Here is a 26,067-nt window from a genome sequence, read left to right on the forward strand (position 1 = left end):
GCGTGTCATCCATTCCCGGATGCCGCGTGGCCGAGATCACCGGTCAGCAGCGTGATGTAGTGAAACGGATCTGGTAATCCGCGGCAACTCAGCGCCATTGGCGGAAAGCCTTCCCCTCCCGCGGTCCACCAGAAGCTAGCCGCGGCGTAGACTTGTGGGTTGGCGGCGCAAAGTGCTGCAAACGACTCCGCGAAGGCGTCGACCGCCGAAGGCCTTCCCATTGTCGCAGTACCGAGCGACGTGATCGCCGGACCGCCGGCGATGGTCTCCTGCAGTCGTGGTACCGCAAGCCGATCCAATGCATCGGAGATCTGCTCGAAGGTTGCGGCCCGATCCAGGGTCGAAAGCATGAACGCCTCCACTTGCCCGAACCATTCGTCCTGCGGATCAATGCTCGGCGGCGGCAGCGAGACGGCCTCGCCGGTCACCGCATGCAGGGTCAAGGGATAGTATCGCCCCACCCCGTCGAGCGAGGGCATGATCGCACCCGCCACTGTCGTGCCGCAGATCGCGGCGCCGAGCCAAAATCGCCAGACCGGCGCGGTCAGAAAGGCTTGCTGCCATCCAGGGCCAAGCTGGTGGCGACTTGCTGACAGCGCGGCCTGTACCCACGGCTCCCAGGCTTCCAGGAAGCTGCGCGGGGTCGCGATCGCGATGAAATCGCGCTTGGCGCCGATCTTGCCGAATAGCCCGCAACGCATGGTCATATCCCGGTCGGGCAACGAAACTCGCGCAGCACTGACAGGTTCAGCGGGTTGCGCAACGACCCAGTCGAAATTTGATAGTTGAGCTCGCGCCCCGCGACGATGAAAGTCGCGCTGGCCGTTTCCGCTTTCACAACCAATGAGCCCGCCTCCAGCATCCGAAATAACGACCAGGGACCAATGCGCTCGAGCACGGATGGCGCGCCGGTGTCGTTACTAACTGAAATTGCCGTTCGCGGCGCTGGGCCCGGCCATAGGACGGTCGTTGGCGAGTTGCTCTGAGGCGGTGGTGGTGGCGGTGGCGTCGGTTGCGGACCGCCGAACAAGGACGACGTGGCCGGTCCGGGAATGGTTGGGCTCGCAATCGTGGTGCCGCCGATCTCGGTCTTAACGGTCACGCCTGGCCCCGGTGCCCCAGGAGGCCGGATCGCGAAAGAAACGGCGGGCACACCGCCGCCCGTCTGGAAGAACGCATCCCGGATATAGGCCGCATTCTGGAATTGTTTGAGCGTGTCGGGCGAGAACGACCGACCAACGGGGCTCTCCTTGCGCCAAGCCCAGTCCGACCGCGACGTGTCGGCATAAGGTGCCAGGTACTGGGTGAAGAACTTGTCCATAACGCCATTCGGACTGAATAATTTGGCAAAATCCGCCAGCGGGACTTCCTGGCCGCTGCTGCGGACAAACGGGTAGCGGTTGGTCACGGTCTGTTGGCAGACCGGCGTGACCTGATCGCGCAACGTTTGCAGGATTTGCCCGGCGGTTGAAGCCGCGATGCTGCCTTCGAACTCCGCGGCTGCTGCGCGCAGCATGTCGGAGAATGGCGGTGGCATGCGCGAGGCATTGTTGCGGAGCGCTGCGACCTGGGTCTGAAGTGCAGCCGTGGCCTGTGCTGTCAGTTGGGGATTCTCGATGATCAACGTCAGGTTCTGCGCGATGTCGTTCAGGTTCGCGACGGTCGAGTCGATCGGCCGGCGGGTGCTCTCGCCTTCGAGCGCCGCGTGGTAAGGTTTGAACTGTGCCTCGATCGTCGCGCCAGGCGGTCCATCCTGGGCATTCGTGAAGAGTGCCGGCGCCGGTGCGGCAGCTGGCGCCGAAGCGTTCGCCGGCTTCGCCCGTTCCTTGGTCAGCACCGTCTCGTCGCGCACCGATTCCAGAATTTGCCGCATCGGCGAGGTCGGCGCCGAAAGCGCCCGCAGCACCTCGTATTTCGGCTTGTCGGCGAGCAGCTTCTTCAGGCGCAGGCTCCCGAGCGCCGTTCGCCAGGTCGTCACGAAATCGTTGGAATAGATGTTGAGCAGATCGCCGGCCAGATTGTCGTACTGCTGGTCAATGGCCGACTGCTGGCCTGCATCACCCAAAACCCATCGCTCCCGCTTCATCCGCTCGGACAATCCGGACAGCCGGGCGACGAACTTCTGATGGAAGCCGTTATACGTGAAGAACTCAGGTACCCGCACCGCGTCCAAAGGCTGCCCCGTCGTGGTTTCGAACACGACACCCATGTCGGGTCCGCCATGGCGGCTAGCGATCCAGTCGCCAGCGGTCGATGCGCGAGCCTCCGATTTCAGAAACTCGTAGGCACGTTGCGACACGCTCAGGCGCGCCAAGGAGCTCTGGGCCTGCTTGATCAACCGGCCGTCGAGTTCGACCAGCGGCGGCTGCTCGGTCTCGAGGTCGAACATTGCCACGAGGTTCTCGTCGAGCAGACGCCGCCCTTCCGCGTTGGTGGCGCCAGGATAGAGGTTGTCCGCCCAGTCACGTTGCATCCAGGAGCGGATCAGCTCGCGGTCCGGCGACTGCAGGCCGCCGACCATCAGATAGACCTTGAGCGCCTCGTAGACGAAGGCAGGTTCGTTGATGCGCGCATTGAGCTGCTCCTCGAGGCGATACAGCAGGCGCGGCCGGAACATGCGCTCAAGCGCCGTATGATAAGCCGCCTTCGAGGGCGACAGCAGCCGGGCGTGCTGACTGAGCCCGTAGCGAGCCGACAGAGGCACCGACTCGCCGCGCGATCCGTAGCCTGCCGGGGCGTTGCGCAGCCGGTAGAGTAGCGGCAGCACCTTGTCGAGATCATGATCGGCAATCAGCGTCTGCTTGATAAGTGGTGCGCCGGCGGCCGCATACTCGCTATCCGCCTGCAGGCTTTGCTCGATCAAATCGGAGTTCCGCTTGTAGCTCATCAGCCAAGCTGCGATCAGTCCGATCGAGACCAGGCCGATCAACGACAGGGCCGCGGTTTTCAGGATCAGCGCGCGGCGCACCGCGGCACGGTCGGTCGAGACCCAGTCGGCCTCGCCGATGATGACCTTGGAAATCAGATCGGCGAGGAAGAAGCTCTTGCCCGTGCCCGAATAGGATCCGGAACCGACCTCCTCAGCGCCGAATGTACGTGCCAGCGACCCGATCAATTGGTCGATCGGCGTGCCCTGCTGCGTACCCGAGGTGAAGTAGAAACCGCGCAGGTTCGCGTTCACATGATAGCGCGTCGGCTCGAAGATCTGGTTGAGGAAGTCGTGGATCTGGGGCTTGAGCCGCGCCATCTGTGCCGGAAAGCCGAACAATTGCACGCGGTGCTGGGGCGTCGGCTCGTCCTGCAGACGGTCGAGCGTCTCCTCGCTCAGGCGCTCCAGCAGACGGTCGAACTCGACCGGGATCTGCCCCACCAGATTCTGGGTCTTGTCTGCGGTCTGGAACGTGGCACCCCAGACCTGGCGGCGGCCGGCCTCGCCGAGATAGGCGAAATACTCGGTGAAGCCGGCAACGAGATCGGCTTTGGTAAATAGCGCGTAGACCGGGAAGCTGACCTTGAGCCTCTGATGCAACTCGAGCAGGCGCATCCTGATGGCATCGGCGTGAAGTGCGAGTTCCTGCTTCGGCAGCGTCAGGATGTCTTCGATACTGATGGCGACAAGGACGCCGTTGATCGGTTGGCGCGACCGGCTTTTCTTCAGGATGTCCAGGAACGCCAGCCAGCTGTCCTTGTCGGCCTTGCTGTTGGAGTCCTGGGTCGTGTAGCGGCCGGCGGTATCGATCAGCACCGCTTCCTCGGTGAACCACCAATCGCAGTAGCGCGTACCGCCGACCCCCGCGATCGCTGCGGGCGTCGCCCCGCGCGCGAGCGGAAATTTGAGCCCGGAATTGACCAGCGCCGTGGTCTTGCCGGCGCCGGGCGGACCGATGATGACGTACCACGGCAGATCGTAGAGATAGCCCGACTTGTTGCCGCTGGCGGTCTTCAGCGTCGCGAGCGCATCCTTCATGCGCTCCTTGAGCACCGGTTCATCGCTGACAGGCTGGTCCGCACCAGCGATGCCATCGGCAATCTCCTTGGCACTCTTGCGCCGCTTGAACAGATTGAGGCCAACGAAGCCTGCCACGACCGTGGTGAGCAGCAGAATAGCGATCTGCCGGACGATATGGTTCTCCAGCGGCCGCCAGTCGCCGAACGCGATGAAGGGACCGGCGAGATAGATCACCGCTCCGAGCGAGCTGAGCCCGACTCCGTAGAGAACGATGCGAAGAATGTCCTTGGCAAGCATCTAACCGTACCTGTCGCAAACCACCTGACCCGGCGGTATCTGCCTATTCGCTGCGTTCGATAAAGATCTCGACGCGCCGGTTCTTGGCGCGTCCCTCGGGTGTCGTGTTGCTACCGATCGGCGCATCTGCTCCTTTGCCCTCGACGTCGACGCGCGAACCATCGGTCAAGCCAGGCTTCAATGCCGCGGCAACCGCCTTGGCGCGCTCGACCGACAACTCGAAATTTGTCGGGAAGCGGACTGTGCGGATCGGCGAACTGTCGGTATGGCCGACGACCCGGATCCGTCCCGGCTCCTTGTCGAGGGTTGCCGCGACGCGGAGTGCGATCGGCTTGAAGCCGTCGAGGATGGTCGCCTGGCCCGACGCGAACAACGCCAGGTCGCAAACCCTGATCACGATGAAGCTCGGGGTCTGGTCCGCCGTCATGGCACAGGCGGTGTTCTCCTTCGCGAGCGCGTTGCGGATGCGTTGCAACTGGGTGATGCGATCCGGTGGCGGCGGAGGTGGAGGCGGCGGCGGTGGTGCAACGATCTGGCGCTTGAGCTCGATCGGGCCGGCTGGATGGAGCGCGAGCGCTACCTCGGCAGCATTCTCTGCCCGGCCAGCGAGGAGCGTCCGCAGGACGAAGTAGGACCCGGTCAGCAGCGCGGCGACGACAGCCGCGACGAGCCAGACCGGAACGCGCAGGCGCTGCCGGCGCCCCGCCAGCGCCTGGCCGCGCCAGTTGGGCGACAGGTCGCTCATCGTCTTCGGCCGGACCCGGCGCAGCAATTCATAGAGGTTACGCTGGATCAGCTGCAGGTTCGCAAGTCCGCCCGCTGACGTCCGGTGAATGCCCTGAAAACCAAGCGCAAGGCAGGCGTGCTGAAGTTCGAGGACCGGATAGTTGACCAGTGGATCAACCTTCAAATGGTCGAGAATCTCAAAGAAACGGACGCCGCCGACACGCTCGCCGAAGAACCGGCTCAGCATCGAATATTGCGTCCAGACGTGGCGCTCCTCGGCCGGGATGTGCTGCACGATATCGTCGGCAGTGGCACACAGGATGTATTTCGCTGTGTTGGCCTGGTGCTCGGATATGCCCGCGGAACGGATGTCCTTCTCGAAGAACTTGATCGCGTCTGCAACCTGCTCCATCAAACTCGCGAATGACGCGCGCATGAGCGCCACCCGCAACCGACCAAGCAACTGCAGCAACGGGCCCGCAGCGCGCATCACTGGATTGGCATTTGGCGCGACGAGATCGTCGACGCGCAACGGCGGTCCTGGCGCTAGCATGGGCTGCTGCGCCTGGGCTTGCGCGGGTGTCGATATCCATTCCTCAGCGGGATGGCTGGCCGGCGCGGAGGCGTAGTTCGAGCCCTGCGGGACAGGAGAAAATGATGGCGGTGGCGCCGGCGCGCCGGGAGAGGGTACCGGTGATGGCGAATAGCCTGGACGTGCCGCGGGGCCCTCGCCCGGCGGCGGCTGAGAGGTCGGCGCCGGCGGCAACTTCCCGCCGGGGTTGGGACGGATGATCGTCCGTTCGCCCCGACCGAAAGGATTGACCGGCTTGTCCCTGTCGCTCATGGCCTGTCTTCCAGGATGGCCCAAAGATACAGCTCAAGCTCCGGCCAGTCGCCGGAGAAATGCATTCCGATCGAGGCCGCCGTGCTGAATTCGGGCCACAGCGGCGACTTGCGGTCGAGATAGAAATAGACGTGATCCGTGATGGCCCGGATGTGCGGCGGCGGCGTCGGCAAATGCGCCAAGGTCAGGCCCGGCAGGTTTGCGTGCACGATCTCGTTCATCTTGGTGTTCGGCCCGACCTTGAACAGGTGCGGGAAATCGTTCTGGATCTCCACGAGCGGCCGCCGTGCGGCAACCTCCAGCACCAGGGTCGCGTTTCGGAATAGCGCTCGATCGCGGATCGGCGACACGAACGCATTCTGTGCGCGCTCGATGATCTCCAGGCGGATCGCCCGCCGGCCCAATCGCGCGCTCAGGAAGTCCTGGATGTCGCTCACCAAGGGTGTGAAGACGTTCTCGATATCGTCGTGATCGTAAGCCGGATAGTTGCGCGCCCGCCGTTCCGCCGTAGAAAATGTCGCAAGTTCACCCGCGAATCTCAGCAATTCCTCGTACAGGCGCTCGGGGTGCACGCTGCCGGAGCGCTGGAAATGAGTCAGGACGGGAATGGTACGGTTCAGTACTTGCAGGACCAGATAGTCGACGCTCTGCAACCCACCGCCGGATGACGGATCGACCGCGTAACGCGCGAGCTCGTCGAGTTTGGTCTCGACCCAGCCGATGATTCGGTTGAGCCAGCCATCGATGATCGGATGCGCGGCGCAGATCAGCATCGGCGGCACGAATTTATCGTCGAACAGGATGTTCCTGTCGCGCACCTCGAGAATGCGCGCGATGCCGAGCCCCATGTATCCGGGCTTGCTGCTCTTGCGCAGTTCAAACGACAAGCGCGGATAGGCGATGTCGATCTCTTCCTCGATGCGTAGCGCAGAGGTCGAGTCGATGAAGGTTTCCGAACTACGAACATAACGACTGGCGCTGTCGGTGCGATCCTCGTCGACCTCGCGGGCGTTTGGCGCCGCGACCGGCATCATCAGCCAGACGACCTGGCCTGCGGCCGTCTCCGGCACGTCGATCGCTTCGGGAATTTGGCTGTCCGCTGGGATATCGAACGGCGTACCGTCCGGCATGACGCCGGACGCATTGCGCACCGCGAACTTGCTCTGTTCGGTAAGATCTTTGTCGATCTCCAGCTGGGCAAAGCCCCACGGGTATGGTGTCGTGTAGCGAACGCGCTTTTCCAGCAAGTGTTCGATGTAGCGGTCGTTCTGCTGCAGATGATGCGGCCGCAGAAACAGCCCTTCCGACCAGAAAACTTTGCTGTACCAAGACATTCCTACATCCACTTAGAAATTGTCGGCAGCCGCGTGGTCGCCGATAGTTTATTTTGAACCGGGCTTGTCACCGCGGTCGTAATAGTTCGAGAAATGCAACATAAAGGTTTCGATCGGCGCGCTGTTGTCGCGGCCGAGATGCGCCTTCCAGCGCGTCAAGAACTCGTCCCAGAGTTTGCCCTTGTTCGTGCCGAGCCAGGAGCTTGCGCCACGCTGAAGCTCGAGCTCGCGGGCCATCAGCGTTGGATCTATGCCCGCAATCAGTTCATGGACAGCGTGCTGCATCGCCATGTAGGTCTTCAACTGATGTGACTTGAGATCACTGAAGCCCTGCGCAAAGGCGCGCTGTGTGTCGAGGTAGCTGCGCGTCGGCGGCCCAAAGAGAATGCGCATCGCTTCTTCCGAGGTCGGCGAGAACTTCAGCGGATTATTTTCGAGGGCTTGGACGGTGGTTTGGCTGGTGCTACGGGTCAGCTGCTTGGCTTGGGTCCGCGCCTGCAGCAGCGCCATCAGATTATCCACGGTCATACGCAAGATGACGCCAAGCTGTTCGGCGAGTTCGGCATCGGACTTGCTGGCAAAGAAATTGTCCGGCAATCCTGCAGCGCGCGCCACCAGTCGCGCGAACTCGGTACCGCCGACTGGCTTGGCCGTGACAGGTCCCTCGTCTGCCGCTTGCGCCGGGCGCGATGGCGATGCTGGCGGCTGGGCAGCGGCTGGTTCATCATCGATCCATACCGACGGCCGGCGTGGGGTCGGCTTGATGGGCGGGCGCTCGACTTGCGGTTTCGGCGCGTTGGCTGGACCGGCCGCCCAGTTCATGTCGTCGTCCTGCTCGGACGGTTGGTACGGAGACGCCGGCTGTGACCGTCGGAACGGGTCTACACCCGGTGCCGGGACGCTCGCCGCCCAATCCAGGAACCCCGGATTGACGGGCCGCGCAGCCTCGCGTGGCTTCTTCAGCAATTGCGGATCGATCGGCGGCGGAACGTCACGATCGGCTGTCCAAAGCTCTCCGTAGTCGGCATGCTGCTGGACCGAGGGTTCGCGCAGTTGCGCCTCGTGGTTTGGGCTGCCCCCGCCAGCCTCATTCTCCAGCGAAACTCCGATGATGTAGTGGCCGATCGTGAGTCGGTCACCGTCGCGCAAGCGGTGCGGCCCCCGCATGCGCTGGTCGGCACCATTGAGAAAGGTGCCGTTTGTCGAAACGTCGTGCAGCCAATAGCCACCGTCGCGAAAGTGCACCTCGCAATGCTTTCCGGAAATCGTCCGCGCCGGATCCGGCAGCGTCCAGTCGAGGTGACGGTCCCGGCCAATATCGACTGAACGCCTGCCGGTGACTGTAAACGACACAGGTCCGCCATCCGGAAGGTTCGGTTCGTTCTCGATATTAAAGCGAAGCACCATCACATCGTCTCGTTAGCGCGGAGGGCGCGGTTCGCCGCGTGCCAATTGAATACCATCCTCTAGGCATGACGTCATTATCCGGTCCCGGGAGTCACGGGGGAGCCGGCAGAGGCCGATCAGCAGTGCTGCACGCACCGCCCGCGCGGCCTGATCTGGCTTAGCTTCCACGGGCGCATATTCCGGGGGAACCACGCTTCCGCCGGACCAGCCAGCCGCCAGCGCCAGCCATGTCGCTGGCTGCTCAGGATCATTGGCATTGCCGACAGCCAGCGCCTTGTTCCGGGACTGCTCGTCCGGTTGCCGGACCCAGGTCTCCACAATATTGAGCGACCTGGTATCGCTGGCGTCGAAATGGTCGAACATCAGTCGCAGAGAGCGACATCCCCAGGCAACTGCTACGCGCCTGGGAAGCAGATAGGCACAGTAAGACACGGCCGGGTGCCAATTCCGCGCATCGGCGGCCTCCTGAAGGAAGTCCAGCGAAGGCTTGTCAGCGTCGGCTTTGCCGACATCATAACGCGCCAAGGGATAGGCCTGAAACAGATCCTGAACCGTACCGAACCGAACTTGTCCCATGACCGTCAACCGACAAGGGTTGGAGTGCCGTGGGCGACCAGCGGACCACCGGCAGCAAGCGCCATGCCGGCCTGCGCCGTCATGGCGATCGTCGGCGCGTTGATGACGATGCCCGCCGGGGTCAGAATGATCTGACAAGGACCCACCTGTAGGGTGATGTTGGCATTGGCCATGAGCGTGATGCTGAGGCCTGCATTGACAGACTGGTCCATGGCCAAAGTGATGTGCTGACCACCCAACTGGATATCGAGCTTATCATTGCCGTTCTTGAGCGTGGTGTTGCGCGTGTCGCCGCCAAATGCAGCCTCGCCGATCGTACGTGTCTCGGTGTCGCGGACCGTTACGTCGTGGTCCTTCTCGGCATGCACCGTGATCTTCTCGGATCCCTTCTTGTCCTCGAAGTTCCACTCGTTGAAGCCGCCGCCACCCTTGGTGGAGTCCGACTTCAATCCCGCAATCGTCTTCTTCGACGGCAGATCGTAGGGCAGCTTGTATTCGTCGTTGTACACGGTGCCGATCACCAGGGGCCGGTCCGGATCCCCCTCCAGGAATTCGATAACGACTTCCTGTCCAACGCGCGGGATGATCTGACCGCCCCAGCGCTTGCCGGACCAAACCTGAGCCACGCGCAACCGGCACGACCGCTTCTTCTTCCGATCCCAAAAAAAGCGGACATAGATTTCGCCCAGAGACTCGACGTCGATTTCCTCGCTCGAATTATCGTCTTTGGTCACCACCTTGGCCGTCTGGATGCCGTTGATTCTTGGCTTCGGCGTCATCATCAGCGCTCGAAACGGCCGATCGCTCGGCAAGAACTCGTAGCTACCGAAATAGACATGTTGCCCTGCGTCGCTCGGACCGCCGGTGCGATAGGATTCGATCGAGAACGAGTGCACAGCTCGCACCACGAGGTATTCGACGTTCTGAGAGTCCTTGGAGTGCTTTTCGAGCTTCGTCAGCCCACCGGGGAACAGGTTGACGGCGTCGCCATTGCCGCGGCGACGCCGATCCATCGCTTGCTCTGCCTGGAGCTGGATCTTCGCGTAGCGCTCGCCGTCGGATTTCTCCTTGAACTTCCCGGGATAGTCGTAAAACTCCATCTCCGACCGAGTGTAATGCTCGGAGCCCTTGGCGTCGCTGATCATCTGAGCGTTGGGCTTCTGATAGTTGTAATCGTTGAGTTCGATCTTGCCGGTACGAAACCGTCGCTCCGATACCCATTCATAGATGTGCTGCTCGCCTCGCCGGTCGGCACCCGCCAGCGGGATGTAGGGAATCGTAGCAAGACCTTTGATCGGACTGTGCGACGATTTGGAGTCCGCCAACACCAGCGTGTGCTTGCCGCCCTCATGCTTGAAGAAGTAGTAGATGCCGTGCTGCTCCATCAGCCGGCACACGAAGTTCATGTCGGTCTCGCGGTACTGAACGCAATATTCGAGCTTCGGACAAGAACCCTCCTCGGTGAGTTTGGATTCATAGTCGGTGAAGCCGCGTTCGTTGAAGACCTCTTTGATGATGTCGGGCGCCTTCTTGTCCTGAAAGATCCGGCAATCGGTGGTCCGCGACAGCAGCCATAACCAGGGCCTCAGCACGATCCGGTAGCTGAAATAATCGTTCTTCACCCCGAGCCACTGGGCCTCAGTCAGAATGCCGCTGAACTCGCGCTCCTTTTCATGCAGCTTTATGGTCAGCGTGCACTGCTGACCGATAGCGCGGTCGAAGTCGAGGTCGGCATCCTCACTGAGACACTCGATGCGATACTCGAACAGTTCGCTGAGACCTTCCGAGCCTTCGAATCCGGCAAAAACCAAAACGTCCTTGCCAAGAGGCGTCTTGAGTTCGCAGAGGCGGGTATCCTGAGTAAGCTGGCCCATGTGGGCTTAAACTCCCTCCTTCGATCGAATGACCCGCTGCAAAAAAAGCTGATCAGACGTTATGCAAGAACGGCGGAAATCCTGCGTGCCGCCGGCTGTGCCGGCAAGCCCGCCCCAGGGCTGGGCATCCTGACGTTCCACAACGGCCGCCAAAGAACTACCCCGGGCCATCAAGTAGTCGGCTCCAAGAGCTTGCCGGTTCACGCGAAAATGGCATGATCTTCGGGAATGAACCAAGGTCGGCAGGCATCTGACCCATAGGTATAGATTCCGGATCATGCGCCCCCGGGCGATCCCCTAGTCGCCACGGGCTCGGCAGCGGGGCCGTGATCGAGCAGATGGACGGTCCGCATATGCTTGACGTCGCCTCCCTGACGCAGCCCATTGCCGCCGACGATCCCTGCGGGCCGGATCTCGACGCCATCGGAGACGTCCAATATCTGAACTTCTTCGCAGGTGCGGAATCGCTGCTGCCGATGTCGTTCTTCGAGGTCGTCAATGCCAACGGAGAGCGTGGACGCTTCGATCCAAAGGCAGTCGATTTTGCCGGCCAGTTTGCCGCCGCGCAGCCCATTCTGGCGCGGACCCGCGATCTACGTCTGAACCTGCTGCTAGCCAAGTTTTCAATCCTCAACCGCGATCTCGACGGCTTTCTCTGCTGCCTGAAGGCGACCAACCTGCTACTGCGCGAGCAGTGGGAGGCGGTGCATCCGAAGGGCGAGGACGGCGACTACGCACTTCGCGCCGTCACAGTCGAGGCGATCGACGTGTTCCCGACCGTGATCAACCCGCTCCAGTTCCTTCCCCTGATCGAGAACCGCAGACACGGCAACCTCAACTACCGTGCCTATCAGATCGCTCACGGCGAAATTCCCGCCGGCGACGCCGACGCCGACGGGCCTGATCTGGCGGCCATCGAGCGCATCGTCAGCGAGACAGATCTCGACACTCTCAAGGCAACCAGCGGGCGGTGCTCCGCGGTCGCTGCTGAAATCGCGGGTATCAAGCAAACCTGGCACGAGAAGTTGAACGCGGGGCAACCGATCAACCTCGACAGGCTCTCTGGCTTGGTTAACGGCATGGCTGCCTGGCTTGCGGGTCTTGTCGCGTTGCGCGATCCGGCCGCGATCGCCGCAACCGCGGAAGATGTCGGTCCTGTCGATACACAGGCGCCGTCAGACACGACCGGGGTGGTGACTTCATCCGCACAGGCATCTGCAGCGCTTGCAGCAGTGGCAGACTATTTTGCCCGAATGGAACCATCCAACCCGGCACTGTTGCTGGTGCGTCAAGCGCAGGAGATGGTCGGCAAGTCATTTATTGAAGTTATGCGGATGCTGGTGCCTGCGCACGTGGAGAGCGCTGCGATCAACATCGGACGCGACAAGGTCTTCGACCTGCCGATCGAACGGATGGCGGAACTCGCCACGTCACTCTCATCGACGGCCGAGAACAACACCCAAGACATTGTATTTTCAGTGGAAAGCAGAACGCAAGCCTTGGGCCTGCTGGCGAAGGTGGCGTCGTTTTTCCGAACCGCAGAGCCGTCCAGCCCCATCCCCTTTTTGGCAGATCGCGCGCGCGACCTCGCGCAACGAGACTTTCTCAGCCTTTTGAATGATGTTCTTCCTGAGGGAGCGCTTAAAACAATCGACAGATCGCATTGAACCCAGCTTTCGCTCGAGGGCACTAAATGGACACAAGGATGTTTGCCGACCGCTTCAACTTGAAGTCCCCTAGCCGATCTGCGTCGCGCAAATTCGACGTCTAAAGCGATTTCGTAGTGAGGGAACCATGGCTACAGATAGCGGTCAAAAATTCATTCGTCGAAATCGCGCACCACGCGTGCACATCACATACGAAGATCCTTACGACGCCGAGCGGCTGATCGAACTGCCGTTCGTCATGGGCGTCCTCTCTGACCTTTCCGGCAATAACCCCGGCGTCGAGAAGACGAAGGTCGAGGAGCGCAAATTCCTCGAGTTCGACATGGACAATTTCGACAGCCGCATGGCGGCAATCCAGCCCGGCGTGACGGCGCGCGTCACCAATCGTCTCAGCGACGGATCAGACGAAAAACTTTCGGTCAATCTGCGCTTCAACAAGATGGCCGACTTCACTCCCGTGGCCGTCGCCCGCCAGGTGCCGGCTACAGCCAAGCTGCTCGAGGCGCGCGAACAACTTGCCAACCTGCTTCGCTACATGGATGGCAAGGTAGCCGCCGAGGACCAGCTGAAAAAACTTCTGGCCGATCCTCAGCTGATGGCAGCGCTTCGGGAACGCGCGATCAGCCAGTCGACCGAACCTGGCACCGAGAGCTAAGGAAGGAACGGGGACCATGGCAAAAGAAGCTGTTCACAAAGAGAGCACCACCCAGGTCAAGACCGTCGAAGCTGACGAGTTTGCCACTCTGCTGAAGCAAAGCTTCAAACCGCGCACCGAGCGCGCAGCGACCGAGGTCGACAACGCGGTATCCACGCTCGTTCAAGAGGCATTGAAAGACTCGAGCGTCATCAAGTCGGACGTGCTCGACACTATCGAGGAGATGATCGCGCGGATCGACCAGAAGCTGACCGCGCAGATGAACGAGATCATTCACGCACCCGAATTCCAGGCGATCGAGAGTACCTGGCGAGGCCTCCACTACCTGGTCTTCAACTCGGAGACCGACGCCAACCTCAAGATCCGGGTCATGAACGTCTCGAAGAACGAGCTGTATCGTAATCTGCGGCTTTACCCCGATGCGCGCTGGGACCAGAGCCCATTGTTCAAGCAGATCTACGAATACGAGTTCGGCCAGTTGGGCGGCGAGCCGTTCGGCTGCCTTATCGGCGACTACTATTTCAGCCACCTCCCCACCGACGTGCAGTTGCTGCGCGATCTCAGCAAGATCGCCGGCGCCGCACACGCCCCCTTCTTCAGCGGCGCCGAGCCGACCCTGATGGGAATGGACTCGTGGACCGAATTGTCCAACCCTCGTGATATCGGCAAGGTGTTCGACACGCCGGAATATGCCGCATGGAAGGGACTGCGCGACCAGGACGACTCGCGTTATCTCGGCCTGTGCATGCCGCGTGCGCTGGGTCGCCTCCCCTACGGCGCGAAATCGGAGCCCGTGGAGGAGTTCGCCTTCGAGGAGGAGACAGACGGGCACACCGGCGACAAATACGGCTGGATCAACGCCGCCTATGCGATGGCGGTCAACATCAACCGCGCCTTCAAGGAGTTCGGCTGGTGCACGCGCATCCGCGGTGTGCAATCCGGCGGCGAGGTCATCAATCTGCCGACGCACACATTCCCGACCGACGACGGTGGCGTCGATCTGAAATGCCCGACCGAGATCGCCATCAGCGATCGCCGCGAGCACGAACTTGCAAAGGCGGGCCTCATCCCGCTGATCCATCGCAAGAACACCGACAAGGCCGCCTTCATCGGCGCCCAGTCGCTTTACAAGCCGAAGAAGTATTTCGGCGAGAAGGGCGTGGATGCAACCGCGTCCGACAACCTGTCGTCACGTCTGCCCTACATGTTCGCAGTGTCTCGCTTTGCGCACTATCTGAAGTGCATGGTTCGCGACAAGATCGGATCCATGAAGGAGAAGGATGAGCTGACGGTCTGGCTGCAAACCTGGATCAACGAGTACGTTGATGCCAACCCAGCCCTGTCGTCAGAAGCTCAGAAAGCGCGCAAGCCGCTGGCCGCTGCGAAGGTAGAGGTCATAGCCAACGAGGAGAACCCGGGATATTACAACGCGCGCTTCTTTCTTCGTCCGCACTTTCAATTGGAAGCGATGGATGTCGGCCTCAGTCTGGTTTCACGCCTGCCAGGTCCCAGCTCCTGACGCTGCAGCATCGCAACCGTACACACAGAAATTTGAGAGGACCATGCTATGGCTGTCGACATCTTCCTGAAACTCGATCCGATCAAGGGCGATTCGCTGGACGACAAGCACAAAGACGAAATCGATATTTTGAGCTGGTCGTTCGGCGAGAGCCAGACCGGCACCTTCCACAGCGGATCGGGCGGCGGCGCCGGCAAGGTCAGCGTGCAGGATCTTCACTTCACGCACTTCGTTGACAAGGCCACGCCGGAACTTTTCAAGGTCTGCGCAAACGGCAAGCATATCGACAGCGCGATCCTGACGGTCCGCAAGGCCGGCGAAAACCCGCTGGAATATCTCAAGATCGAGATGAAGCAGGTTCTCGTGACGAGCGTATCGACAGGCGGATCGCACGGCGAAGATCGCCTTACCGAAAACGTGAGTCTGAACTTCGCGAAGGTCAAGATGATCTACAAGACCCAGACGGAGAAGGGTGGCGCCGGAGCTTCGCCGACGTTTGGCTGGGATGTTCCTGCCAACAAGGAATGGGCCTGATTGTCGGCCCCTCGCCTGGCGCCGGTTGCGATTGGCGAACCGGCGCCAAGCGGTGCGATTTTGATCGCACCTCTCGTCCGGCCCGGTTGCGGGCCCGAAAACCTGCTGGGCGACGCCAAGTCGGACACCAACGCGCGCCCCCCCCGGGATTGCATGCGAGTTGGGCGTCATGGGGACCGTGAATGACCATTGCAAAGAAGGATCGGCTCTCTCCCCCACTGATGCTGGCATTTCGCTCAGCCCATGAAGCGCGCGACGCACGCAAGAAGCTCAATCTACGCGATGAGTCTGGCGAGCGGGTCATTGCAGGGCGGCGGAGCGCGGGCCGATTTCCAATCTCGGAAACGTTGCTCCGGCGCGAGGTCTCCCATGACCTCGAAACGCTCCTCAACACCATTGCCCTGGAATCGACCCTGGATCTGAACGGCCACGATTGCGTCCGAACCTCAATCCTGAACTTTGGCTTCCCTGATATTGCCCACCGTTCGATCGACGAGGTCGCCGACGACGAGCTCACCGACGCGTTGCGCGAGACGCTCACGACTTATGAACCGAGGCTCGATCGCAACACCATCCGGGTCCGACGCGACGGCTCGGTCGGCCCCGAGCAACTCAAGCTGCGCTTCATCGTTCACGCCGACCTGAAGGCCGAGCCGCTCAACGTCCCCGTGGAGTTCGTCGCCGACGTCGACCTCGACAGCGGCGATATCCAGATCAACCGACTTTAGCATGAACCGCGAATTCCTTGATTTTTACAATCGTGAACTGTCACTGCTCTACGAGCAGGCCGGGGATTTCGCCGAAGAGTATCCCGGCATCGCAGAACGCCTCGGTGGGCTGATCCGGGATCGCTCAGATCCCATGATCACGGGCTTGCTGGAAGGTGCCGCATTTCTCGCCGCTCGCGTTCAGCTCAAGCTCAAGCACGAGTTCCCGGAATTCACTGCAAACCTGCTCGAGCAACTGGTTCCGAACTACCTTGCCCCGACTCCGTCGGCCATGCTGGTCACGGCACGCCCCCCCTATGCCGACCCAGCGCTACGCGATGGCAAGAAGATCGTGCGCGGCGCCTATTTCGACGCCACCTATCGCGAGAGAGAACGAAGTCTTTCCTGCCGATTTCGACTTTGCCGCGATATCGCTCTTTGGCCATTTGACGTCACTGGCGCCGAATACTTCTCGACGGCAGGCGCGCTGCAGGCGCTCGGGATTCCCGTCGGCGGGGACGTCATCGCCGGGCTCAGGCTGTCGTTGACCCACCGTACCGCGGCCCGGCTCGATGAGGAGCTGCCGGACGCAGAGGCCAGGGCCAAGCCGGAAACCTGGTTTGCAGGGTGCCGCACGAGCGAACTTCCGATCTACCTTTCAGGCGCGGAATCCGACGCCATTGCGCTTTACGAGCAATTGATCTCGAACTGCAGGGGCGTCTACTTCCGGCATCTCGATGATTTCGGCGATCCGGTGGTGACCCGTGCGCCCCATGACTGCGTGCAGCAGATTGGCTTCGACGAGAACGAGTCGCTGTTTCCCAACGACAACCGGGTCTTTCGCGGCTCGGAGCTGCTGCGGGAATATTTCATGTTTCCACGCAAGTTCCTCGGCTTCAACCTGACGGGACTTCGCAGCGTGATGCCACGGCTGCGCAGCAAATCGATCGATATCGTCTTCGCTTTCGATGAACACAATTCACGGCTTGCCGCCGCGGTGCGGCCCGATACCTTCAGGCTCTATAGCGCGCCGGCGATCAACCTGTTCGAGAAGACGAGCGATCGCATCCCCGTCAAATCGAATACGCACGAGTACCATGTGGTGCCCGATCGCAGCCGCTATCTGGAATACGAACCGCACCAGGTGCTCGAAGTCTACGCGCACTTTCCGGCTGACAAGGACAAGCGGCCGGTGCGCCCGCTGTATTCGGCCGCCGTCGACCGGACCAGCGGGTCGGTCGAGGGGCTTTATTTCACCGTTCGACGGTTGCCCCGGCGCCGCACGATGGGAGAAAAGACGTATGGCGCATCCTCGGACTACACCGGGACGGACATGTTCCTGTCACTGCTGGAGCCCGGTGAACTTAGCGGCGAAGGTGCGGTCGCCGAACTCAGCGTCCGGGCGCTGTGCTCCAACCGGCATCTCACGGAACACTTGCCGGTCGGCCAGGGCGGCGCCGACTTCCGCCTGCTGGACGATACTTCCCTTGATCTGATGTGCGTCGCCGGTCCCACCCGACCACGCGAACCGATCGTGGCCCAGTTGCGCAGCCGCAGCGAGATCGCGAACAGCGGAATCGTCAGCTGGCGGCTGATCAACATGTTGAGCCTGAACTATCTTGGCCTCGTCGAGCGCGGTGGCGGCAAGAACGCCGGAGCCCTGCGCGAAATGCTGTCCTTGTTTGCCGACCAGTTCGACGACGCCACGGAACGCAAGATCCGCGGTGTGCGCAGCATAGAAAGCCGGCCCGTCGTACGGCGGGTGCGCGAGCGCACCGGCAGCGGCGCAGCGCGCGGCCTGGAGATTACCATCACGCTCGACGAGAAGGCATTCGAGGGCAGCGGCGTGTTCTTGCTCGGAGCCGTGCTGGAGCGCTTCTTCGCCGACTATTCGGGCTTCAATACCTTCACACAGACGGTCGTCTCGACGCCGGAGCGCGGCGAGATCATGCGTTGGCCGCCGCGCATGGGCACGCGGAGACCTCTATGACGCTGATCGACCAGATGAAGGCGGAGCCCTGGCGGTTCGATTTCTTCAATACGCTGCGCCAGCTCGAGCGCGCCAACTCGGATCGACCGCGGATCGGTGACAGTGCTGCACGCCGCGAGGAGTATATCGACCTCGGCCAAGTGCCTTATCTGGAGTTCCCCGCCTCCAACCTTGCGGCCGTCGACGACGTGGGTGGCCGGCTCAGGATATTCGTCAAATTTCTCGGTCTCCTGGGGCCGCAGGGCGCGCTGCCGCTTGCCACCACCGACGAAAGCCTCAGCTGGTGGCTGATGCGGGATGACGCCTTCCCGCGCTTTCTCGATCTGCTCAACGGACGCTTTCTGCAACTCTTCTTTCGCGCCTGGGCGGATGCGCGGCCGATCGCTCAGCACGACCGTCCGGCGGATGATCGCTTCATCGCCTATGTCGGCTCCTTCGCCGGCCTCGGCTCCGACGTTTTCGCTGATCGAGACACCGTACCGGATATGGCGAAGCTCAGCTTTGCCGGACTAATCTCCCCCAGAGCGAAGTGTGCGTCACGGTTGACGCGGTTCCTGCAGGGGCTGTTCGACGTCAAGGTCGAGATCGACGAATTTGTCGGCACCTGGCTGTCATTCGACCCAAGTCATTGCAGCCGGCTCGGCGGAACCCATGCCAGGCTCGGCCGGGACGCGCTTCTGGGCTCACGCGTATTCAGCGTCGAGGACAAGATCAGGGTGCGAGTCTTTGTCAAGAATTTCACCCAGTACGAACAGTTCTTGCCGACCGAAGCGCGCAACTTGTCGGAGCCTCTGGCGGACGCCGTGTTCTTCTATATCGGCGACGAATTGGAATGGGAGGTGGAGCTCGCCATTCCGGCGGGAGAGGTCGTCCCGGTCAGGCTCGGACAGAGCGGACGACTTGGATGGACCACCTGGGTCTCGCCGAACTGGACTTCCACAGAAGAATATCGCCGCGATGCCCGCTTTCAGCTCGGCGAGCGCTTGAGCGCCCGTCGGGCCGCCGCAGCCGATGCCCCGGCGATTTGAACCTATCCGTAGCGCCGATTGCCTAAAGCTATGGGATTCGATGAAATTTCCGCTTGATGCCAGGCATCCGCGGATGGATTAAGCAGGAGGATCCGCCGTGACCGACATCAGCATTGAGGCTGTAACGGGCAAGCTGAACCGGGCCGGCTATGATGCCTTCATACAGGCCCTGCGCCACGCGAAGAGCGCCGGCAATCGCAACGTCGAGCTTGCGCACTGGCTGTTTCATATCCTGCAGCAGGAACGCAACGATCTCAGCCTCTCGGTCGATCATTACAAGCTCGACCGGGCGCGCTTGTTGTCGGACCTTGCCGGCGTGATCAATGGCTTTCGTAAGAACGAAACCGACATGCCGGGCGTCGCCAATCCGGTCATCGATCTGCTCGACCGGGGCTGGCATTATGCCACGCTGTTCTTTGGCGAGACCCAGATCCGCACCGGTCATCTGCTCGTGGCGGGCCTGAAATCGAACGATATTCGTCGCACGCTGAACAACCTCTCGCAGGAATTCGCCAAGGTCAACGTCGACGCACTCGCCGCGGAGCGCCGCAACGTCTGGGCCGGCTCCGACGAGGAAACCATGCGGCCGATGGACGGTTCGGGTCTGGTCGGCGCAGGCACGGAAGGCGCGGCCCAAGCGGGTCCCAAGGGGACGACGCCGCTCGACCGGTTCTCCCAGGATCTCACCGCCAAGGCCAAATCAGGTGAGATGGATCCGATCCTTGGCCGGGACGAAGAAATCCGCCAACTGATCGACGTGCTGATGCGACGGCGGCAGAACAATCCAATTCTTACCGGCGAGGCTGGCGTCGGCAAGACCGCAGTTGTCGAGGGATTCGCCCAGCGAATCGCCGCCGGCGACGTGCCGCCACCGCTCCGCGGTGTAAGGCTTTGTGCGCTCGACATCGGCCTGATGCAGGCCGGTGCTTCCATGAAGGGTGAGTTTGAACAGCGCTTGCGCTCGGTGATCGACGAGGTCCAGAGCTCACCCACCCCCATCATACTGTTCATCGATGAAGCCCACACATTGATCGGCGCCGGCGGCGCGGCCGGCACCGGTGATGCGGCCAATCTCCTGAAACCTCCTCTCGCCCGTGGCACGCTGCGCACGATCGCCGCCACCACATGGGCAGAATATCGCCAGTATATCGAGAAGGATCCCGCGCTCACACGACGCTTCCAGCCGATCCAGATCGATGAACCGGAAGTGGAGACCTGCTGCATCATGCTGCGCGGACTTCTCGGTCCGATGGAAAAGCACCACGGCGTTCGCATCTCCGATGCTGCGATCGTCGCAGCGGTTAACCTGTCCCACCGCTACATTCCGTCACGGCAGTTGCCGGACAAGGCGGTCAGCCTGCTTGATACCGCCTCGGCGCGCGTGGCCATCAGCCAGAGCGCGACGCCAGCCCTGATCGAGGATGCACGCGTTGCGATTACCGCTCGTGAAGCCGAGAAATCGGCACTCGTCAGCGACAGCGATCTTGGGCTTAAGGACAGCGACCGCATCACGGCGATCGACAACGACATTGCGGCACTGAAGGACAAGCTGACGAACCTCGAATCCGATTGGGCCAAAGAGCAGGAACTCGTCAAGGACATCCGGAGCATCCGAGAGATTCTGTCCCAGCCCAAAGAAGGCGAAGATCCGGCTGTCAGGCGCGCGGAGTTGCGCGGCAAGTTCGACACACTTGAGAGCATCCATCCGGAGAAGCGGATGGTCTATGCCCATGTAGACCAGCAATCGGTGGCGTCCGTTGTCTCTGACTGGACCGGCATCCCGGTCGGCCGGATGATGCGCGACGAGATCGAAACCGTGCTGAAGCTACCGGAGATCCTCAACCGCCGCGTCGTCGGCCAGTCCCATGGACTGACGATGATCGCCAAGCGAATTGAGACCAGCCGCGCCAAGCTTGACAACCCGTCGAAACCGATCGGCGTGTTCATGCTGGCTGGTCCGTCCGGCGTGGGCAAGACCGAAACCGCCCTGGCACTTGCCGAGACCCTTTACGGCGGCGAGCAGAACATGATCACGATCAACATGTCGGAGTTCCAGGAAGCGCACACCGTCTCGACCTTGAAGGGTGCACCTCCCGGCTATGTCGGCTATGGCGAAGGTGGACGCCTTACCGAGGCTGTCCGGCGCAAGCCCTACAGCGTCATCCTGCTCGACGAGGTAGAGAAAGCTCATCCCGACGTCCACGAGATCTTCTTCCAGGTGTTCGACAAGGGAACCATGGAGGACGGCAACGGGCGGCGGATCGACTTCAAGAACACCTTGATCATCCTTACCACCAACGTCGGCACCGATCTGATCATGGGCCTCTCGCGCGATCCAAAGTATCGCAGCGAGCCGGAAGAACTCGCCAAGATGCTGAGGCCGGAATTGCTGAAGGTGTTTCCTGCAGCGCTGCTCGGACGCATCGTCTCGATACCGTACTTCCCGCTATCCGACGAGATGCTCGCCGGGATCGTTCGGTTGCAGCTCGACCGGATCGGACGACGCCTCCGCGACAATCATAACGCGTCCTTCGACTACGATGACGCGGTCGTGGAGCACATTGTGTCACGTTGCAACGACCCGGATTCCGGCGGGCGAATGATTGACAACATCATCACCAACACCCTGCTCCCGGAGCTGTCGCGCGCGTTCCTCAGCAAGTCGCTTGCCAAGGAAGAAATCAAGCAAGCGCGGGTCTCGATCGAGAACGACAAGTTCGCATATTCGTGGAATTGAGGACGATGAACATTCAAACCGAGCATCGCCCCCCGAACACCGGTCCCACGTCGTACGACGAGGTCTACTACCCCGGCCACGTCTACGGGCTCACTCATCCGAATCATCTTGCTACCATTGCCGCCGTTTACGGCATGCAGTCAGCGCCGGTGGAGCGTTGCCGGGTGCTGGAGCTTGGCTGCGGCGTTGGCGGCAACCTGTTGCCGATGGCCTTTCAATATCCAGGCAGCGAATTCGTCGGTGTCGACCTGAGCGGCGTGACGATCGAGCGCGGCCAGCGAAATATCGCCACATTGGGCCTGAGCAACATCAAGCTCCTCCATTGCGACATCATGAATGTCGACGCAGGCTTCGGGGAGTTCGACTACATCTTAGCGCACGGCGTGTATTCCTGGGTGCCGCCGGCGGTGCGCGAGAAGATGATGATGATCTTCAAGCAGAACCTGGCTCCCCGCGGGGTCTGCTACGTCAGCTACAATGCGCACCCGTTCTCGCATCTTCGCGACATGGTCCGCGACATGATGCGGTATCACACCCGCCGTCTCACCGGCATGAAGGAGAAGGTCGGACAGGCCCGCGCGATCCTGAAGTTCCTGAGCGACGGCTCGAAGGCCAACTCGGTGCACGGCGCAATTATGCGCGACCAGTACAACCGCGTCCTCAAGTCCCCCGACGAGCTTCTGTTTCACGACGATCTCGATGATGGCGCCGAGGCGTTCCTGCTGCATGAGGTCGCCGAGGACGCAAGCCGCCATGGCCTGCAATATCTGGGCGACGCTGATTTCTCACGACGCTATCTTGCCGGCTATTCCGAGGAGGTTCGCGCGACGCTGCAGCGCTTCCCGGAGAGCGAGTTCATGGCGCGCGATCAATATCAGGACTTCATCGACGGCAACGGCTTTCGGCGCACCTTGCTCTGCCACGACAGCATTTCGCTATCCCGCCAGATCGACCTCGATTTCGTCACCAGGTTCCATTTGCTGAGCACGACCAACCCGGTCGACCCCGACGCCTGCGTGACCGACGATTCCGCGATGGAATTCGAGAATCAGGACGGCAGCAGGGTCACGGTAACCGATCCACTCTTGAAGGCCGCGCATCTATGTCTGGGCCGGGCCTGGCCGCGAGCATTATCATTCGACGAGTTGCTCGATGGGGCCCGCGCGCTGCGGGGCGACCGGCAGGCGGATGACGACCGAAAGGTGCTGACGGAGGCGATGTTCATCCTGGCTTGCAGCGGCGAGGTTTCGTTCCTGCTGTCGCGTCCCTTTTTGTTGAAGGAAGCTACCGAGCATCCGCAGGCGAGCCTGCTCGCGCGAAGACAAGCGCAGACAGGTCCGCTCGTCACCAACCTCCTCCACCAAACGGTGCAGTTGGAGGACGACCGGACCAGGGATTTCCTGCAATTGCTCGACGGAGCGCGGACCATCGACCAGATCACGGCCGAAATGACGGAAAAATTCGGCCCGACCATCCGGATAGACCAGAAGGATAATGCCGGGCAGCCTGCCGAGCCGTTATTGCTGTCGACACGAGAAAGCGTTCAACGCTCGCTTGCGATGGTCGGCAAGCTGGGCCTGCTGGTCGCGTGACGCGCTCAAGTGTGGCGGCTCCTTTGGCATGAAAGGCAGGAGTTGGAGGCTCCTGCCAATTCCTGAAACGGATGCGGCCCCAGGCACTCTAGCCGTCGTGGGTATATTGCTGGCCGAGGAGCCATCCCGTGAGAATACCGCCGGGTCCGCTGGCATAGACCGGATCAAGGCCAACACCTGCACGCAGCATCTTCCATTCATGCTCGCCGACCCAGGGAATCCCGGGATCGCCCTTCTGATACTGGGACAGCAGCGTTCGGGCGACCTCTGCGGCATTGGCGTAGATCGGCCCGTTGGCCCAGCGAGGGCGGGGCAGGCCCGTCATGCGGCAATAGAGCGCCGTGCAGACGTAGGCAGACGCCTCTTCGGCATTGGCATCAAGGCCTGTACGCAACAGATCGTATGCCGCATGCAGGCTCTCGTGGACGATATAGGCCTCGTCCAGCCGCCCCGCCGCCGACACGACCTCCAGCGTGTTCGCCGCAACCGCCGTGCCGTCCGCCCTGGTTCTCGCGACATCGTTGTATTGTGCAGCAACGCCTGCCGCGAGATCCGTCGGAGGTCTGACGGTGACCTGCCCCAACCGGATCGCGCGGGCGACGTGATGGAACGTTTGCGGCGCAATCGTCACATGGCTGCCGCGGATCGGAAACCGGAAGCGCATGCGTGCGACCGCCGGGCCATGGAGTACGTCCAACACCCTGCTTCGCAGTGACATTTGATCGTCCTCGTTGTTCGCACTACCCCACGGTTGGTGGTCGCCGTTTCCGATCAGCAGGTTCAAACAGTCATTGCATCGGCGCGACAGGAATTCGAATAACCTGGGCCGGGCAGCAGCTTGGTCAAACGAGCCGGCATTGAACCCGAACCCGTCCGGGCGAGACCAATTTGGGGCGAGGATTGCCTCGGAGTGCGCCCCATGACGACGACCGATCCGACGACGACCGACACTTACCGGAAGATCGCGGCACGACTGACCATGCTGCGGCCGCAGATCGATTTGAAGAATTATTTTGCCGGCCCCAACCCGGATGTGCGCCTTTATGACGAGAAGCCCTACATCCGACACCAGCTCGAGAAGTATGGTGTCGCTGCCGCGACGACCACGCTCGACGGCGTCACCTTCCTGCCCAAGGACTGGGAAGAGCTGATCAAGAAGCTGCGCATTGCCAAGACGACGGACGGATTCGACGCCTTCGCCGAAGGGCAAAGCCCGGAGAAAGCGTCGCATTGGGCCCTCGATCTGTCGATGGCGGCAACGATCGGCAAGGGGTTTCGGGAGATCTGGCGCCCAAAGCTGTCGGACAGGCCGCTCTCAACGCGGGATCTCCCGGGCCGCCATGGCTTCGGGCTCGGGCGCGACCGCGGACAATGGAGCGACGCCTACAGCTCGCAATTCGGCAAGGACCCGCAGCCCCAGGACATCACCTCGTTGCATTTCGCCGTAGCACCTGATCGGGTGAACGTGCACATCGACGAAACAGGCTTCGTATTCGAAGGCGTGGACGGCGCCCTTACGGTCGGACCGAACTTCGTGCATCACGCCGGCAATGAGCTGTTCTGGAAGAGCAACAAGCATATACCGCAATGGGCCGCGGAGCACATCGATCTGATCCTGCCGAACAGCGCGAACGACTTTTCGCGCGTGGGCATTTCGGTCGACATGTACCAGCGCAAAGACTTGCGCGTTACGGTCACGGGCTCCTGCGGACTTTTCGGCGGTTTCGAGTGCTCCGGAACCGTGAGCATCAGCGGCACGCATGATCTGCTCGGCTCGAAGCCAAAAGGCCGGCGCTAAAGCGGATATCGCTCGTTCGACATTGCTTCGTGTTTACGCCTCCAATCTACGAATGAGGCTCTTCGATTTGCCACTGCCAGTTGGTGGCCCGAATGAATGGAACCATCGAACCGCCTCGAGGTAGCGGCGACCAATAAGTATTGGTGGCGAGAACGCGTAGTTCCGCAGGAATCGGCGGGGGAGGTCTTACATTGCCGAACCAGGAAAGGCCGTTGAAGCCCGTAGTCGAAAGCTATGTACCGCCCGCGGGAATCCGACATGCGGTGACGGCAGGCGAGACCTGGATATCCCTCGCCAAGCGGATCGGCATCGACCCCTGGGACCTCGTCGAGTTCAATTTTCCGGGCATCAAGCTCGTCAAGCAGCGCGATTTCCAACAAGCCACACGCCAGGTCAACTGGTACCTGGCCGAGTATGTAGGCTGCCGCGCGATGTCGCCTGATCGCCAGAATTTCGCGTTTTCCTCCGGTACGACGGGCGGGAGAGGTGGATGGCGAGGGGGATTCATCTATCTGCCGCCAGGTACGCCGCCTCCCCCGCCGATTGCGCCCACTCCACCGGTTGCGCCCACCCCAACGGCTCCGACCCCGCCGGAATGTGAAGGAAGCCGACCCGACTTCGCGCGCGTGCTGGACGTGAGCGAACGGGATTTCGCGCGCAACGTTTTTGGCCCGACGCTGCCGCCGTGGGAGACAATTGCGATTACCAATGGCCTGGGAGCAGGCGGAAGACCGTGGACGAACGATGGACCGTTCTTCAGGGGAAGCAATCCCATGGTGCCGAGCATGCGGTATGCCATCAATCGAGCTATGGCTGATTTTGGGTGACGCGGC

The 26,067-nt window shown here is 61.6% G+C and carries 19 protein-coding genes; 11 read left to right on the forward strand and 8 right to left on the reverse strand.

Translation table 11 applies throughout. The features are described from left to right. Positions 1–5: 5 nt before the first annotated feature. Genes tagF through J4G43_RS37700 form a run of 7 tightly spaced genes read right to left on the reverse strand, consistent with a single transcriptional unit; the run spans position 6 to position 11,007 of the window. A complete protein-coding gene (gene tagF / locus J4G43_RS37670; RefSeq protein ID WP_208089522.1) occupies positions 6–707 on the reverse strand; it encodes a type VI secretion system-associated protein TagF in 702 nt (233 codons plus the stop codon). Further along, positions 704–4,246 (reverse strand): type VI secretion system membrane subunit TssM, encoded by a 3,543-nt coding sequence (gene tssM / locus J4G43_RS37675; RefSeq protein WP_208088018.1) that lies wholly within the window; start codon positions 4,244–4,246, stop codon positions 704–706. Before tssM ends, tagF begins: the two co-directional genes overlap by 4 nt. A 43-nt stretch (positions 4,247–4,289) precedes the next feature. Beyond that, a complete protein-coding gene (gene tssL, locus J4G43_RS37680; RefSeq protein ID WP_208088019.1) occupies positions 4,290–5,816 on the reverse strand; it encodes a type VI secretion system protein TssL, long form in 1,527 nt (508 codons plus the stop codon). Next, positions 5,813–7,150, reverse strand: a complete 1,338-nt coding sequence (gene tssK / locus J4G43_RS37685; protein ID WP_208088020.1) for a type VI secretion system baseplate subunit TssK — start codon at positions 7,148–7,150, stop codon at positions 5,813–5,815. Before tssK ends, tssL begins: the two co-directional genes overlap by 4 nt. Before the next feature lie 48 nt (positions 7,151–7,198). Continuing rightward, complete coding sequence (gene tagH, locus J4G43_RS37690; RefSeq protein WP_208089523.1) at positions 7,199–8,557, reverse strand: type VI secretion system-associated FHA domain protein TagH; 1,359 nt, start codon at positions 8,555–8,557, stop codon at positions 7,199–7,201. A 12-nt stretch (positions 8,558–8,569) separates the two neighbouring features. Then, complete coding sequence (locus tag J4G43_RS37695; protein WP_208088021.1) at positions 8,570–9,133, reverse strand: DUF6931 family protein; 564 nt, start codon at positions 9,131–9,133, stop codon at positions 8,570–8,572. 5 nt (positions 9,134–9,138) lie between these two features. Continuing rightward, positions 9,139–11,007: a type VI secretion system Vgr family protein gene (locus J4G43_RS37700; protein WP_208088022.1), complete on the reverse strand. Its 1,869-nt coding sequence runs from the start codon at positions 11,005–11,007 to the stop codon at positions 9,139–9,141. A gap of 353 nt (positions 11,008–11,360) precedes the next feature. On the opposite strand from J4G43_RS37700, the gene J4G43_RS37705 reads away from it, so the two are divergent. The 9 genes from J4G43_RS37705 to J4G43_RS37745 all read left to right on the forward strand — a co-directional run bounded on the left by J4G43_RS37705 (position 11,361) and on the right by J4G43_RS37745 (position 23,436). Continuing rightward, positions 11,361–12,674, forward strand: a complete 1,314-nt coding sequence (locus J4G43_RS37705; RefSeq protein WP_208089524.1) for a type VI secretion system protein TssA — start codon at positions 11,361–11,363, stop codon at positions 12,672–12,674. Positions 12,675–12,801: 127 nt separating this feature from the next. Further along, the gene (gene tssB, locus J4G43_RS37710; protein ID WP_208088023.1) at positions 12,802–13,329 is read left to right on the forward strand and encodes a type VI secretion system contractile sheath small subunit; all 528 of its coding nucleotides are present in this window, start codon (positions 12,802–12,804) and stop codon (positions 13,327–13,329) included. Between the two features lie 16 nt (positions 13,330–13,345). Beyond that, positions 13,346–14,848, forward strand: coding sequence for a type VI secretion system contractile sheath large subunit (gene tssC / locus J4G43_RS37715; protein ID WP_028150765.1), 1,503 nt, complete (start codon positions 13,346–13,348; stop codon positions 14,846–14,848). A gap of 48 nt (positions 14,849–14,896) precedes the next feature. Then, positions 14,897–15,382: an Hcp family type VI secretion system effector gene (locus J4G43_RS37720; RefSeq protein ID WP_208088024.1), complete on the forward strand. Its 486-nt coding sequence runs from the start codon at positions 14,897–14,899 to the stop codon at positions 15,380–15,382. 182 nt (positions 15,383–15,564) lie between these two features. After that, the gene (tssE, locus tag J4G43_RS37725) at positions 15,565–16,110 is read left to right on the forward strand and encodes a type VI secretion system baseplate subunit TssE (protein ID WP_208088025.1); all 546 of its coding nucleotides are present in this window, start codon (positions 15,565–15,567) and stop codon (positions 16,108–16,110) included. A gap of 1 nt (position 16,111) precedes the next feature. Continuing rightward, positions 16,112–18,079, forward strand: a complete 1,968-nt coding sequence (gene tssF, locus J4G43_RS37730) for a type VI secretion system baseplate subunit TssF (RefSeq protein WP_208088026.1) — start codon at positions 16,112–16,114, stop codon at positions 18,077–18,079. Next, positions 18,043–19,107: a type VI secretion system baseplate subunit TssG gene (gene tssG / locus J4G43_RS37735; protein ID WP_208088027.1), complete on the forward strand. Its 1,065-nt coding sequence runs from the start codon at positions 18,043–18,045 to the stop codon at positions 19,105–19,107. Before tssF ends, tssG begins: the two co-directional genes overlap by 37 nt. 97 nt (positions 19,108–19,204) lie before the next feature. Further along, positions 19,205–21,844 (forward strand): type VI secretion system ATPase TssH, encoded by a 2,640-nt coding sequence (gene tssH / locus J4G43_RS37740; protein WP_208088028.1) that lies wholly within the window; start codon positions 19,205–19,207, stop codon positions 21,842–21,844. 5 nt (positions 21,845–21,849) lie between these two features. After that, positions 21,850–23,436, forward strand: a complete 1,587-nt coding sequence (locus tag J4G43_RS37745) for a class I SAM-dependent methyltransferase (protein WP_208088029.1) — start codon at positions 21,850–21,852, stop codon at positions 23,434–23,436. A gap of 88 nt (positions 23,437–23,524) precedes the next feature. On the opposite strand, the gene J4G43_RS37750 is transcribed toward J4G43_RS37745, so the two are convergent. Continuing rightward, the gene (locus J4G43_RS37750; RefSeq protein WP_071917287.1) at positions 23,525–24,154 is read right to left on the reverse strand and encodes a hypothetical protein; all 630 of its coding nucleotides are present in this window, start codon (positions 24,152–24,154) and stop codon (positions 23,525–23,527) included. Between the two features lie 201 nt (positions 24,155–24,355). Here J4G43_RS37750 and J4G43_RS37755 point away from each other — a divergent pair, with 201 nt between their 5' ends. Together J4G43_RS37755 and J4G43_RS37760 are read left to right on the forward strand one after the other, a co-directional pair. Then, positions 24,356–25,234 (forward strand): hypothetical protein, encoded by an 879-nt coding sequence (locus tag J4G43_RS37755; protein WP_063981811.1) that lies wholly within the window; start codon positions 24,356–24,358, stop codon positions 25,232–25,234. Positions 25,235–25,446: 212 nt separating this feature from the next. Further along, positions 25,447–26,061, forward strand: a complete 615-nt coding sequence (locus tag J4G43_RS37760) for a hypothetical protein (RefSeq protein WP_225005336.1) — start codon at positions 25,447–25,449, stop codon at positions 26,059–26,061. Positions 26,062–26,067 lie beyond the last annotated feature (6 nt).

The organism is Bradyrhizobium barranii subsp. barranii, assembly GCF_017565645.3.
In the GTDB taxonomy this organism is placed as follows: domain Bacteria; phylum Pseudomonadota; class Alphaproteobacteria; order Rhizobiales; family Xanthobacteraceae; genus Bradyrhizobium; species Bradyrhizobium barranii.

Coding starts and splice junctions, on each gene's coding strand:
- J4G43_RS37750 (WP_071917287.1), bottom strand. CDS start 24,154: ATGTCACTGCGAAGCAGGGTGTTGGACGTACTCCATGGCCCGGCGGTC.
- J4G43_RS37755 (WP_063981811.1), top strand. CDS start 24,356: ATGACGACGACCGATCCGACGACGACCGACACTTACCGGAAGATCGCG.
- tssM (WP_208088018.1), bottom strand. CDS start 4,246: ATGCTTGCCAAGGACATTCTTCGCATCGTTCTCTACGGAGTCGGGCTC.
- tssL (WP_208088019.1), bottom strand. CDS start 5,816: ATGAGCGACAGGGACAAGCCGGTCAATCCTTTCGGTCGGGGCGAACGG.
- J4G43_RS37695 (WP_208088021.1), bottom strand. CDS start 9,133: ATGGGACAAGTTCGGTTCGGTACGGTTCAGGATCTGTTTCAGGCCTAT.
- tagF (WP_208089522.1), bottom strand. CDS start 707: ATGACCATGCGTTGCGGGCTATTCGGCAAGATCGGCGCCAAGCGCGAT.
- tssK (WP_208088020.1), bottom strand. CDS start 7,150: ATGTCTTGGTACAGCAAAGTTTTCTGGTCGGAAGGGCTGTTTCTGCGG.
- J4G43_RS37705 (WP_208089524.1), top strand. CDS start 11,361: ATGCTTGACGTCGCCTCCCTGACGCAGCCCATTGCCGCCGACGATCCC.
- tssB (WP_208088023.1), top strand. CDS start 12,802: ATGGCTACAGATAGCGGTCAAAAATTCATTCGTCGAAATCGCGCACCA.
- J4G43_RS37745 (WP_208088029.1), top strand. CDS start 21,850: ATGAACATTCAAACCGAGCATCGCCCCCCGAACACCGGTCCCACGTCG.
- tssE (WP_208088025.1), top strand. CDS start 15,565: ATGACCATTGCAAAGAAGGATCGGCTCTCTCCCCCACTGATGCTGGCA.
- J4G43_RS37700 (WP_208088022.1), bottom strand. CDS start 11,007: ATGGGCCAGCTTACTCAGGATACCCGCCTCTGCGAACTCAAGACGCCT.
- tssC (WP_028150765.1), top strand. CDS start 13,346: ATGGCAAAAGAAGCTGTTCACAAAGAGAGCACCACCCAGGTCAAGACC.
- J4G43_RS37720 (WP_208088024.1), top strand. CDS start 14,897: ATGGCTGTCGACATCTTCCTGAAACTCGATCCGATCAAGGGCGATTCG.
- tagH (WP_208089523.1), bottom strand. CDS start 8,557: ATGGTGCTTCGCTTTAATATCGAGAACGAACCGAACCTTCCGGATGGC.
- tssF (WP_208088026.1), top strand. CDS start 16,112: ATGAACCGCGAATTCCTTGATTTTTACAATCGTGAACTGTCACTGCTC.